12 protein-coding genes are annotated in these 11,319 nt (G+C 63.4%); 8 read left to right on the top strand and 4 right to left on the bottom strand.

The window, feature by feature from the left end:
• Window positions 1-113 precede the first annotated feature (113 nt).
• Together IM737_RS10470 and IM737_RS10465 are read left to right on the top strand one after the other, a co-directional pair.
• The gene (locus tag IM737_RS10470; protein WP_236893835.1) at window positions 114-2,384 is read left to right on the top strand and encodes an NADP-dependent malic enzyme; all 2,271 of its coding nucleotides are present in this window, start codon (window positions 114-116) and stop codon (window positions 2,382-2,384) included.
• A gap of 196 nt (window positions 2,385-2,580) precedes the next feature.
• The gene (locus IM737_RS10465) at window positions 2,581-3,261 is read left to right on the top strand and encodes a GntR family transcriptional regulator (RefSeq protein WP_442874123.1); all 681 of its coding nucleotides are present in this window, start codon (window positions 2,581-2,583) and stop codon (window positions 3,259-3,261) included.
• On the opposite strand, the gene IM737_RS10460 is transcribed toward IM737_RS10465, so the two are convergent.
• The 3 genes from IM737_RS10460 to IM737_RS10450 all read right to left on the bottom strand — a co-directional run bounded on the left by IM737_RS10460 (window position 3,258) and on the right by IM737_RS10450 (window position 6,593).
• On the bottom strand, window positions 3,258-4,019 hold the full coding sequence (locus IM737_RS10460) for a FadR/GntR family transcriptional regulator (protein WP_236893834.1): 762 nt from the start codon (window positions 4,017-4,019) through the stop codon (window positions 3,258-3,260). The two genes, IM737_RS10465 and IM737_RS10460, sit on opposite strands and share 4 nt — an antisense overlap.
• 1 nt (window position 4,020) lies before the next feature.
• Window positions 4,021-5,025 (bottom strand): adenosine kinase, encoded by a 1,005-nt coding sequence (locus tag IM737_RS10455; RefSeq protein ID WP_236893833.1) that lies wholly within the window; start codon window positions 5,023-5,025, stop codon window positions 4,021-4,023.
• A 173-nt stretch (window positions 5,026-5,198) separates the two neighbouring features.
• Window positions 5,199-6,593 carry an L-serine ammonia-lyase gene (locus IM737_RS10450; protein ID WP_236893832.1) on the bottom strand — a complete coding sequence of 465 codons (1,395 nt, stop codon included), beginning with the start codon at window positions 6,591-6,593 and terminating at the stop codon, window positions 5,199-5,201.
• 150 nt (window positions 6,594-6,743) lie between these two features.
• Here IM737_RS10450 and IM737_RS10445 point away from each other — a divergent pair, with 150 nt between their 5' ends.
• Complete coding sequence (locus IM737_RS10445; protein ID WP_236893831.1) at window positions 6,744-7,352, top strand: alpha/beta hydrolase; 609 nt, start codon at window positions 6,744-6,746, stop codon at window positions 7,350-7,352.
• Window positions 7,353-7,406: 54 nt separating this feature from the next.
• Window positions 7,407-8,090 (top strand): hypothetical protein, encoded by a 684-nt coding sequence (locus IM737_RS10440; RefSeq protein ID WP_236893830.1) that lies wholly within the window; start codon window positions 7,407-7,409, stop codon window positions 8,088-8,090.
• A 16-nt stretch (window positions 8,091-8,106) separates the two neighbouring features.
• Here IM737_RS10440 and IM737_RS10435 read toward each other — a convergent pair whose 3' ends face one another.
• A complete protein-coding gene (locus tag IM737_RS10435; protein ID WP_236893829.1) occupies window positions 8,107-8,553 on the bottom strand; it encodes a hypothetical protein in 447 nt (148 codons plus the stop codon).
• Window positions 8,554-8,691: 138 nt separating this feature from the next.
• Between IM737_RS10435 and IM737_RS10430 the strand changes: the two genes are divergently transcribed.
• The 4 genes from IM737_RS10430 to IM737_RS10415 are packed head-to-tail and all read left to right on the top strand — an operon-like array spanning window position 8,692 to window position 11,231.
• On the top strand, window positions 8,692-8,865 hold the full coding sequence (locus tag IM737_RS10430) for a hypothetical protein (RefSeq protein ID WP_236893828.1): 174 nt from the start codon (window positions 8,692-8,694) through the stop codon (window positions 8,863-8,865).
• A 55-nt stretch (window positions 8,866-8,920) separates the two neighbouring features.
• Window positions 8,921-9,928: a lysozyme inhibitor LprI family protein gene (locus IM737_RS10425; protein WP_236893827.1), complete on the top strand. Its 1,008-nt coding sequence runs from the start codon at window positions 8,921-8,923 to the stop codon at window positions 9,926-9,928.
• Between the two features lie 44 nt (window positions 9,929-9,972).
• Window positions 9,973-11,025, top strand: coding sequence for a DUF3298 domain-containing protein (locus IM737_RS10420; RefSeq protein ID WP_236893826.1), 1,053 nt, complete (start codon window positions 9,973-9,975; stop codon window positions 11,023-11,025).
• The gene (locus IM737_RS10415) at window positions 11,025-11,231 is read left to right on the top strand and encodes a hypothetical protein (RefSeq protein ID WP_236893825.1); all 207 of its coding nucleotides are present in this window, start codon (window positions 11,025-11,027) and stop codon (window positions 11,229-11,231) included. The genes IM737_RS10420 and IM737_RS10415 overlap by 1 nt, the downstream gene beginning before the upstream one ends.
• Window positions 11,232-11,319: the final 88 nt, after the last annotated feature.

The following is an 11,319-nucleotide window of genomic DNA, read 5'->3' as shown; positions in this document are numbered from 1 at the left end:
CACCTCAGACTATGGGCGCATTGATCCGCTGGGCCGTGAAGGGCACCAAGGTGAGATGATTTTACGCGGCCATCAGGCGAACCAAAAGCCGGCCGCGCTCAGGAGGAGGCCCCATGTCCGACAAGACCACCAGCCTGCGCGATGCGGCGCTGCATTTCCACGAATTCCCCAAGCCCGGCAAACTCGAGATCGTAGCGACCAAGCCCTTGGCCAATACGCGCGATCTGTCGCTGGCCTATTCGCCGGGCGTCGCCATTCCCTGCGAGGAGATCGCGGCTGATCCGGAGGCGGTCTACAAATATACTTCCAAGGGCAACCTTGTTGCGGTGATCTCGAACGGTACCGCCGTATTGGGGCTGGGCAATATCGGGGCCCTGGCATCCAAGCCGGTGATGGAAGGCAAGGCGGTTCTGTTCAAGAAATTCGCCGGCATCGACTCCATCGACATTGAGGTCAATGAGCAGGATCCCAAGCGCTTCATCGAGATCGTCGCGCCGCTCGAGCCGAGCTTCGGTGGGATCAACCTCGAGGACATCAAGGCGCCGGAATGCTTCGAGATCGAGGAAGCCCTGCGCGAGCGCATGAACATTCCGGTGTTTCATGACGATCAGCATGGCACGGCGATCATCGTTGCGGCTGCCGTGCTCAATGCCATGCAGCTCGTCGGCAAGGACATTGCCAAGGTCAAGATCGTGACCTCAGGCGCCGGTGCGGCGGCGATTGCCTGCATGAACATGCTCATTGCGGTGGGTGCGACGCGGGAGAATATCTGGATCGCCGACAGCAAGGGGCTGGTGACCAAGGCGCGGCACAACAATGTCGATCGCTGGCGGGGGGCGTTTGCGCAGCAAAGCGACAAGACCGAGCTGAGCGAAGTGATGGCTGGGGCCGATATCTATGTGGGCCTCTCCAAGGCGGGCGCGCTGAAGCCCGAGATGATGAAGGACATGGCGCCCAATCCGCTGATCCTGGCGCTGTCCAACCCCATCCCCGAAATCATGCCGGAGCTGGCGCGCGAAGCGCGGCCGGATGCGATGATCTGTACCGGGCGGTCGGATTATCCCAACCAGGTCAACAACGTGCTGTGCTTCCCGTTCCTGTTCCGTGGAGCGCTCGATTGCGGCGCGACCGTGATCAACGAGGAGATGAAGGCCGCGGCGGCGCATGCGATCGCCAGGCTGGCGCATGAGCCGGGGCTGGAGGCTTCGGCGCATGGCGTGCCGGCGATTTTCGGGCCGGACTACCTGATCCCCAATCCGTTCGACCAGCGGCTTATACTGCGCATCGCGCCGGCAGTGGCCAAGGCGGCGGCGGAGTCGGGCGTTGCGCGGCGGCCGATCGAGGATTTTGGCGCCTATCGCGATCAGCTCAATCGTTTCGTGTTCCGTTCGGGTCTGGTGATGAAGCCGATGATCGAGCGGGCGCAGGGCGCCGGCAAACGCATTGCCTTTGCCGATGGCGAGGACGAACGGGTGTTGCGGGCGACGCAGGTGATGCTGGAAGACGGCATTGGGCGGTCGATCCTGATCGGGCGTCCGGGTGTCATCGAGCAGCGTATCGAGCGCTTTGGATTGACGCTCAAGGCTGGTCGCGACTTCGATATCGTCAATCCCGAAGACGATCCGCGCTATCGCGATTATGTCTCCGATTTCCACGAACTGGTTGGCCGCAAGGGTGTGACGCCGGATACGGCGCGGACGATCGTGCGCACCAACACCACGGTGATCGGCGCGCTGGGTGTGCGACGGGGCGAGGCCGATGCGCTGATCTGCGGGCTGCAGGGGCGGTTCATCAAGCATGCGCGGGACATTCAGTCGGTGATCGGGCTGGCGCCGGGAGCCAGTCAGCTGTCGGCTTTGTCGATGCTGGTGATGAGCCGGGGCGTGTTCTTCCTCGCCGATACCTATGTCAACATCGACCCCAGCGCCGACGAGATCGTATCGATCACGCTGCAGGCGCGCGACCACCTCAAGCGCTTCAATATCGAGGCCAAGGCGGCCTTGTTGAGCTACTCCAACTTTGGGTCGCGCGAGGGGGTGACCAGCGAGAAGATGCGGGTGGTCTATGAGAAGCTTAAGGAAGCGGCGCCTGACCTGGTGGTCGATGGCGAGATGCAGGGCGACCTCGCCATCAACGCCGAATTGCGCGAGCGGTATGTGCCCAATTCGGTGCTGAAGGGCGAGGCTAACCTGTTGATTTTCCCCAATCTTGAAGCGGCCAACCTGTCGATGACGCTGCTCAAGGAGCTCAACAATGCCCTGCCGGTGGGGCCCATCCTGATGGGCACGCAGCAGCCGGCGCATATCCTGGCGCCGTCGGTCACCAGCCGCGGCATCGTCAACATGGCGGCGATCGCAGCGACCGAAGCGCTGGCACGCGACTGACGAAAGCCAGATATTGCCGGGGCTGCATGCCCCGGCGAGCCTGCCGGTGGTGAGGATGCCGCACGTCAAAACGGCAACATCCGTTGACAACATGAAGCGTGTCACGGCAAACGCTCATCCATATCGGAGCCGCGCGTCTGTCGGGCACTCCAGGCGGGCCATTGCAGATGCTCAATTCCATAGTGTGGCGGCGATAATGGTGGTGCCAAGCGCAGTGGCCGGTCTGCTCCGGCGTCCGGCACGGCTGGGCGACGAGGTCTATAGCGCCATCTTCGCGCGCATCATGTCGCTGGAAATTGCCCCGGGGGCGAAGATATCTGTCGACGCTATGGCAAGGCAACTGGGCGTGTCGCAGACGCCGATCCGCGAAGCGCTGGCGCGGCTCGAAAGCGAGGGCCTGGTCAACAAGACCCATCTGATCGGCTATAGCGCGGCCCCGCAACTCAGCGCCAAGCAGTTCGCCGAGCTCTATGAATTGCGGCTGCAGCTGGAGCCGTTCGCGGCGCGCAAATGTGCCGAGGCGATTTCGGACGATGTGGTCAGCCAGCTCGAGGCGCTGTGCGCCGAGATGGAAGCGCTGGCGCAGAGCGAGGGCCTCGAATCCTATGCCCAGTTCGCCCAGCTCGACATGGCGTTTCACGACCAGATCGCGGTCAGCGCCGGCAACGAGCTGGTGGTGGAGGCGTTGTCACGGCTGCATACGCATGTACATCTGTTCCGCCTGCTGTTCCACACGCGGGTAACGCGGTCGGCCATCGACGAGCATGCGAAAGTGGTGGCGGCGATAAAGGCGCGCGATCCTGCCGCGGCCGAGGCGGCGATGCGCGAGCATATCGAGCGCTCGCGGGATCGGTTCAAGGCGAAATACGCGCGCTAGCCGTCGTGGCGATCGACGCGCCAGCTGTCGAGCAGGCGGTGTGTTACTGCCGTGGCTGCGTCCGGGTCGCGGGCAATGATGGCGTCGAGGATGTCCTTGTGGAAGGGCAGGCCGCGCTCCTGGCCCGACAGCACCTGATCGGCTGGCGAGATAGCGCGGTTGGCGAAGATCGCCACGGCGAGCAGGTCGATGAGCTGCGAGTAGATCATGTTGTGCGTCGCCGCGAAGATGGCGGTGTGGAAGCGCAAGTCGGCGTCGGCATGCGCATTGATGTCGCCGATGGAGTCGGCCATGGCGGCATAGGCCTGGCGGATACGGTCGAAATCGGCTTCGGTGCCACGGCTGGCGGCGCGGGCGGCGGCTTCGGGTTCGAGGACGCGACGCAGATCCTTGATCGAGCGCATGATCTCGAGAGAGGGGCCGGTTTCGTAGTACCAGACCATCACGTCAATATCGGTATGATGCCAGAATTGCGGATCGCGCACGCGGGTGCCGACGCGGGTCTTGATCTCGACCAGGCCCTTGCTGGCCAGGGCCTTCATGGCCTCGCGGATGACGGTGCGCGAAATGCCGAACTGTTCGACCAGTTCGGGCTCGTTGGGCAAAGTCGAGCCGATGGGGAATTCACCGCCGACAATGCGACGGCCCAGGCTGTGGACGAAATAGCCGAAGATGCCGCGCCGCTGGATCGTGCCGTGCCGCTTGACGAATTCGTCATACGGCGAGGTGGTGACGAACAGCTTGGGGTCGCCGTGCATGCTAGCCGGCAAGACCATGCTGGCGGCTGAGGTCGGCCAGATCGAGCTGCGGCCTTGCGCCGATATGGCTGATGACTTCGTGCGCCGCGAGGCAGCCGGTTTTAAGCGCGGATTCGAGGGTCTGGCCACGGGCCATGCCGAGCAGGAAGCCGGAGGCGAAGAGATCGCCGGCGCCGGTGGCATCCACAACTTTGTCGATGGGGAAGGCAGGAACCGATGTCACTTCGCCATTGTGGATGGCCATGGCGCCTTCGGCGCCCATGGTGATGGCGGCCAGCTCCGCATCCTTGGCGATCTCGCGTACGGCGGCGCCCAGGTCGTCGGTCTGATAGAGCGACTTGAGCTCGTGCACGTTGGCGAAGACGTAGTCGATGGTCTTGGAGCGGATCAGATCGAGGAATTCGGCGCGATAGCGATCGACGCAGAACGGGTCGCTGAGGGTAAAGGCAGCGGCGCGCTCGTTCTTGTGGGCATAATGGGCGGCGAGCACAAAGGCCTTCTTGGCTTCGACCGGGTCCCAGAGGAAGCCTTCCATATAGGTGATGGCGGCGCCGCCGATCTCGTCGGGCTTGATGTCCTGTTCGGTCAGCTGGTGGCAGGCACCCAGATAGGTGTTCATGGTGCGCTCGCCGTCGTCGCTCAAAAAGATCATCGAGCGGGCGGTGAGGGCGCCATTCTTGAGGCGGCTGGTATTGTAGTAGACGCCGATGGCATCGAGGTCGGTTTCGAACACATCGCCCAGCAGGTCATTGGCGACCTTGCCGACAAAGGCGGCGCGACCGCCGAGCGAGGCGACGCCGGCGGCGGTGTTGGCGGCGCTGCCGCCCGAAATCTGCTGCCGGCCCAGCGGCATCTTGGAGTAGAGGTCTTCGGCCCTGTCCGTATCGATCAGGTGCATGATGCCCTCGCTCATGCCCTCGCGCTCGATGAAGCCCGGCTCCACCGGGGCAATGATATCGACGATCGCATTGCCGATGGTGAGGACGTCGAAGCGGGTCTGGGTCATGAGGGCATCAACTCAAGCAAGCAGGGCAAAATTCCGGGACGGTTTTGCCATGCCTTGGCCCTCATGCCTAGTGCCACGCCCTCGTGGTTCGAGGCGCTGAAGAAGCGCACCTCACCATGAGGGCTACTGGAATGCTCACCTAGAGTAGCTCGGGATGAGGTCTCCTATGGTTTTCAGCAGGCCACCACGTTCACCGCGAGGCCCGCCAGGCTGGTTTCCTTGTAGCGTTCGCTCATGTCGAGGCCGGTCTGTCGCATGGTTTCGATGCAGGCGTCGAGCGGCACGGCGTGGGTGCCATCGCCTTTGAGGGCCAGCGATGCGGCGGTGACGGCCTTCACCGCACCGAAGGCATTGCGCTCGATGCAGGGGATCTGGACCAGCCCGCCCACGGGGTCGCAGGTCATGCCCAGGTGGTGCTCAAGGGCGATTTCGGCGGCGTTTTCCACCTGTTCGGGCGTGCCGCCCATAATGGCGCAAAGGCCGGCGGCGGCCATGGCCGAGGCGGAGCCGACTTCGCCCTGGCAGCCGACTTCGGCGCCGGAGATCGAGGCATTGTGCTTGATGATGCCGCCGATGGCGGCCGAGGTCAGGAGGTAATCCCGGACCGCGTCGGGGCCGGCGGCGGCGTTGAACTTGAGGAAGTATTTCATCACGGCCGGGATGACGCCCGCAGCGCCGTTGGTCGGGGCGGTGACGACGCGGCCGCCGCCGGCATTCTCCTCGTTGACGGCCATGGCGTAGAGGCTGAGCCAGTCATTGGCCATCAGCGGGGTGATTTCGTTGCGCTGCCATTGCGCGTCGAGCTGCTGGAAAATGCCGCGGGCCCGGCGCTTGACGTTGAGGCCGCCGGGCATGATGCCGTCCTGGGCTATGCCGCGGTCGATGCAATTGCTCATGACCGACCAGATTTCGTCGATGCCGCGATCGAGGGCGACGCGCTTGCGTGTCGCTTCCTCGTTAGCGCGCTTCATGCCTGCGATGGACAGCCCTGAGGCAGCCGCCATGGCCAGCATGGATTTGGCATCGGCGAAGGGATAGGGCACGTCGGCCTGGTCGGGGGAAGCATGCTTGAGGGCTTCGAGCTCCTCGGCGCTGACAACGAAGCCGCCACCGATGGAAAAGAAGGCGCGGCGCAGCAGCAGCTGGCCATCGGTATCATAGGCGGCAAATTGCAACCCGTTGGGATGGCCGGGCAGGGCATTGCGCTTGTCGAAGACGAGATCGACTGCCGGCCGGAAGCGGTATTCGGGATGGCCGGGCGGTTGGACGATGCCACTGGCTTCGACGGCGGCGACAAGACCGTCCATCGCATCGGGATCGACGGTCTTGGGATCCTGGCCGCAGAGGCCCAGGATAACGGCGCGGCCGCTGCCGTGGCCGATGCCGGTGAAGGCAAGCGAGCCGTGGAGGCTGGCGGTCAGCGCTGCAGGCCTGGCATTGACGGCGCGGGGCCAGTCGCCGGTCTTGAGCTCATCGAGAAAGCGGCGGGCGGCGGTCATCGGACCCATAGTGTGGGAACTGGAGGGACCGATACCGATCTTGAAGACGTCGAAGATGGATAGAAACATGGGGCCATTGTGCATGATTGTGCGCCGTGGGCAATCGGGCGAAGCGGGCGATTGTTTCGCAAACGGCAACAGTGCGTGGCGATGACGGGCGTTGTGCCTGGTGACGCGGTAGTCGATATCTGGGGCAACACGAATTCAGGAGATGCGCCGATGGCCGACTATCATTATCGCGAGGGGAGGGGCGCCGACGCGACGGCACCGCTATTCTTCGTTTTTCACGGCACGGGCGGCGACGAGAGCCAGTTCTTCGACCTGGCCGGCGAATTGCTGCCCGGCGCCCGGGTGATCGCGCCGCGCGGCGATGTCAGCGAAGGCGGCGCGTTGCGCTATTTCCGGCGGACGGGCGAAGGCGTCTATGACATGGACGACCTGCGGCTGCGGACCGCAAAAATGATCGAACTGGTCACGGCCCGCAAGGCCGAGGGTTCGGCCCGCGCGGTGGTCGGGCTGGGCTATTCGAACGGCGCCAATATCCTGGCTTCGGTGCAGTTCGCGGCCCCGGAGCTATTCGACGCAACCGTGCTGATGCATCCACTGATCCCGTTCACGCCGCCCAAGGCGGATTTCAGCGGCAAGCGGGTATTGATTACGGCGGGTCGGCGCGATCCGATCGGGCCGGCTGCGGTGACGCAGGCGCTGAGCGACTATTTTGCGAGGCGTGGGGCCGATACGACCCTGTTCTGGCATCAGGGCGGGCATGAGCTGCGGCCGGAGGAATTGCAGGAGGCACAGCGATTTCTGAAGCCGGTCGGCGCTTAGGACTTGCCCGGTTCTCCGGCAGCGGCAAGTATCGCGCGCAGTCGGAGGACGGACATGACGAGATTGATCGCATTGACGCTGGCCATGCTGGCGGGCCTGGTGACGACGGCAGCGGCGCAATATTGCCCAAGCACTGATGACGGCGCCTGCAGCGACCGCTGGAACGCGCTCGGCTTCGCGCTGAGCGAGTTTGAGGATATTGCCGGTCAGGCCCTGGGGCCGGAGGCTGCGCAGTGCTTTGCCGCGGACAATGCCCGCTGGCGGGATGCGGCACGCGTGGCTTGTGCGGGCGATGCCTGTGTCAATGCGCTCTATGCCGACCGCATGTCGAGCCTGTTGGTCTTCGTGCCGGAGGCCGAGACGGTGGAGGGGGTCGACTTCGTCACGACGCCGCAACTGGTGGCGGTGATCGCACCCGAGTTTGAGACGGCCGAACCGGCAGACCCCGAGCGCGCTCCAGATTTCGAAGCGCGTGGCATGCTGCTGCAGGCCAGCGAAGACATCAACCATATGGGCCTGGCGCTCAAGGATGCGCGCGGCCGCGATCTGGTGCTGGTGCAGGAGATGGATATCGGCAACCAACCCGGCCATGCCTTGGTGATCGGGCTGATAGATGGCGAGCCGCAGCAGGAGTTTTTGGTACGTGGCGGCGGCGTTATCAGTGCCGATGGGGAGCCGAAGGACTTCGCCAGCAATCAATGCCGTTTCGTTTACCGGATGCCCATTCCGGACAACTAGTCATCCCGTCCCATCCCTATACCAGGCCGTGATCCTTCATCGCCTGCTCCTCGTCAGGCGTCACATAGGCGAAGATCTTCGCTTGGCCGCCGGCTGTGGTGACGCAATAGAAGTTGGTGAAGGTCACGTGGCCGGATTTGCCTGACTTGTTGATGTAGGCGAAATCCCAGTCGACATCGGCCACAGCGTGGCAGTGATCGAGTTCGATCACGTGGATGCCCTTGATGGTCATGTGCTTGCCGCCGACGGCGCGGTAGTGGGCGTAGCCCTTGGGGATCATTTCCCGGAATTTGTCGTCGTTGGCCCCGCCCATCACACCCCTCGGGCTGGATTCGACGAAGTAGGGGGCGAAGGAATCGATCACGCCGTCCACGTCGTCTTTCGGCGGGTCCTGCAGGGCGGCGTCGGCGCGTTTTCCATAGGCATCGAATAGGGCACGGACCTTGGTTTCGAGCGGGCTCATGGTGGAACTCCCTTGCTTTCAACATAGTAACGCAAAGGCCATTGAGGCGTTCAATGAATCGTCCGGCAGCAACATGTTAACCGGCGGCAGGACGAGATCGGCCGGCTGTCAGCCGCCCTTACCGAAATGGCGGTTGCTGTGGACGATCAACGCGACTGCTCGAAAGCCGGGTTCGCGAGCACCGGCATCGCCAATTGTCGTGGCTTCATGGCGGCATTCTGCAATGTGGCCAAGGGCGAGGGGCGCAACCGGGTGGTGGTGTTCGACCCTGAAACGGCCTCCGAGGTCGATCCGAAGCTGGCCCGGCGCTGACAATTGTCGGTCGGTCCCGACCGTGTATAGTCCTCGCGCTTCGGAGAACATCGCCATGCGCTTGGTCATCGCTGCCCTCTTGTTCGGAATGTCGCTGCTGCTGGTGCCGGCGCAAGCCGCCAGTTTTTCGTGCGAGGCGGCAGAAACACCGGTCGAAAAGTCGATTTGCAGCGATGAAACGCTGTCCGCCATGGACTCGACCTTGGCTCTCGCCTTCGCGCATGCGATGGCCGGGCTGACCGAGGAGGCCGGCATCGTCGCGCGACAGGGCCAGAGCGACTGGCTCAACTACATCGATACGGTCTGCGCCGACGAAAACCTGCGCCGAGGTACGGTGCCGGAATTCGAACGGCCAATCTGCCTGCGGCAGCTCTACCTCGAGCGATTGGCCATCCTCGAACAGAACCGCTTGGTCCATGGCTATCGGTTCTACACGGTCGACCGCTACGCCGCCCTGGCCAACGACAACCCCGAGTTCAAGGTGGCGCGCAAGGTTACGTCGAGCCTGCGGATCGATGGCTTCGACGCCTTTGCGCTGGCTTTCAATGCCGCTGCCGCCGAGATCACGACTGCTTACTCGGGCAAGTACAAGGACTTTGCCGGAAAGGCTGCGGACGACACGAAGGCGCAGCAGGACAACGCGGTGCTGATGCGGATCGTGGCGCATAATGATGCGCTGTTGTCGGTGCGACTGGACACCGCGCGATACAACCACGGTGCCGAATACGATACGAGCTTCGGTATGTTCCATTTCTGGTTCGACGAGGCGCGACCACTGGAAGCGTCCGACCTGTTCGAGCAGCAGGGGTGGCAAGAGACGCTGGCTGTTCTCATCGCGGAGCGGATCGCCCCCGATATTCTTTACGCGCCAGCCGTCGATGCCGCAGATGTGGCTTTCGCCGTCGACGATCCGCTGCAATGGAGCTTCACGGACGCCGGCATGATGGTCGAGTTTGAGCCCGGCCAGATTGAACCGGCCGGTAGCCCGGCCGTTGTGGTGCCCTGGTCGGTGCTGGTCGATGTGATGACGTTCAGGGGCGCCGATATCAGCATATGGAACTAGCGACTATGATGCCATCTCATCCACCGGCCTCCAGGGGAGGCACCGTGATCGTCTACCGCATTGCTGCCATCGCGATGCTCTTTCTTGGCCTTTTGGCGGTGCCGGCCGCGGCGGCCAGCTTCGATTGCGCCAAGGCGTCGACGCCGTTCGAGCACGCCATCTGCGACATGCCCGATCTATCAGCGGCTGACGAGGTGCTGGCCAAGGCGTTTGCGACGGCGACGGGCGGGCTGACCAAAGAGGCGGTGGGCGTGATGCGGGCGGACCAGCGCAACTGGCTGGACTTTGCACAGCGATCCTGCACTGACGATGCTGAGCCGCTGACGTCGGGCCGCTATGACGAGGAGGCGGCCGGGTGCCTGCTGCAGGCGTTCGTGACGCGCAGCAACTCCCTGGAATTGAGCCGGATGCAGGGCGGGCACCGTTTCTATCTCAAGAGCTTCCATGTGGCGCTGCCGGACCCAGCCGAGGCGGCCAATCCGGACTCGTATTGGAAGGTGGCCAGCCACGAGCTGGTGCTGCCGCTGCTGGACAATGACGATCCGCTGGCGGGGTTCTTCAACGACTATGTGATGGAAAATGCCCTCAACCAGACCGATATCGCCTCGCTGGCCAACGGCGGCGATGTGGAGGAGCTCGACCCGTCGGCCGATGCCAGCGTGACGCTGGCGGTTAAGGAAGTTGTGGGCACCACGCGGATCACGCTGCAGGTCAGCAACTACTGGTATGGCCACGGGGCGGCGCATGGCAATTGGGGCATCAGCTACCTGCACTATTACGTGCCGGAGGGACGCGGGCTGATCGCGTCCGATATGTTCAGTGGCGAGGATTGGAAGACGACACTGGTCGAAGCGGCGTGGGAACAGCTGCAGGTCGAGCACAAGGAGTGGCTGCAGATCGAGTCGGCGGGCGACATTGCCGAGATCGTGGTCGAACCGTCGCGCTGGGACCTGTCGGACGCCTATGGCCTGGTGATCCAGTTCGAGCCCTATGAGGTTTCGGCCTATGCCTATGGCGCGCCGACCATCACCATTCCCTGGGCAAAGCTCGACAGCATCAAGGCCGAAAATCAGGACGTCGTGCGCTACGGTATGTGATGCAGTTCAAGGTGACCTATTCGCGCTATCTGCCCGAGAAGAAACGGCTGGAATTCGCCGCTTCGGGCGAGCGCAATGGGGCGACGTTCACTGTTGTGACCGAGGTGACGTGTCTCAAGGAACCCAAGACGGCGGAGAATATCCACCTGGTGGCACTGGCGCGGTTGACGGAGATCTTTCGACGGCAGAGTGCTTCGGGAAGATAGGCGGCCCTCGTGGTTCGAGGGTCGCAAGAGCTCCCGCCTCACCATGAGGGCTACTGTGAACTCGATGTACCATGAGCCCTCATGGTGA

The organism is Devosia sp. SL43 (assembly GCF_021729885.1).
In the GTDB taxonomy this organism is placed as follows: domain Bacteria; phylum Pseudomonadota; class Alphaproteobacteria; order Rhizobiales; family Devosiaceae; genus Devosia.
Note: the sequence above shows the minus strand (reverse complement) of the source record. Positions and strands in the feature narration are given on the sequence as shown.

What these genes read in the sequence shown, in the direction of transcription:
- IM737_RS10470 (WP_236893835.1), top strand. Translation starts at nt 114, where the DNA reads ATGTCCGACAAGACCACCAGCCTGCGCGATGCGGCGCTGCATTTCCAC.
- IM737_RS10465 (WP_442874123.1), top strand. Translation starts at nt 2,581, where the DNA reads ATGGTGGTGCCAAGCGCAGTGGCCGGTCTGCTCCGGCGTCCGGCACGG.
- IM737_RS10460 (WP_236893834.1), bottom strand. Translation starts at nt 4,019, where the DNA reads ATGCACGGCGACCCCAAGCTGTTCGTCACCACCTCGCCGTATGACGAA.
- IM737_RS10455 (WP_236893833.1), bottom strand. Translation starts at nt 5,025, where the DNA reads ATGACCCAGACCCGCTTCGACGTCCTCACCATCGGCAATGCGATCGTC.
- IM737_RS10450 (WP_236893832.1), bottom strand. Translation starts at nt 6,593, where the DNA reads ATGTTTCTATCCATCTTCGACGTCTTCAAGATCGGTATCGGTCCCTCC.
- IM737_RS10445 (WP_236893831.1), top strand. Translation starts at nt 6,744, where the DNA reads ATGGCCGACTATCATTATCGCGAGGGGAGGGGCGCCGACGCGACGGCA.
- IM737_RS10440 (WP_236893830.1), top strand. Translation starts at nt 7,407, where the DNA reads ATGACGAGATTGATCGCATTGACGCTGGCCATGCTGGCGGGCCTGGTG.
- IM737_RS10435 (WP_236893829.1), bottom strand. Translation starts at nt 8,553, where the DNA reads ATGAGCCCGCTCGAAACCAAGGTCCGTGCCCTATTCGATGCCTATGGA.
- IM737_RS10425 (WP_236893827.1), top strand. Translation starts at nt 8,921, where the DNA reads ATGCGCTTGGTCATCGCTGCCCTCTTGTTCGGAATGTCGCTGCTGCTG.
- IM737_RS10415 (WP_236893825.1), top strand. Translation starts at nt 11,025, where the DNA reads ATGCAGTTCAAGGTGACCTATTCGCGCTATCTGCCCGAGAAGAAACGG.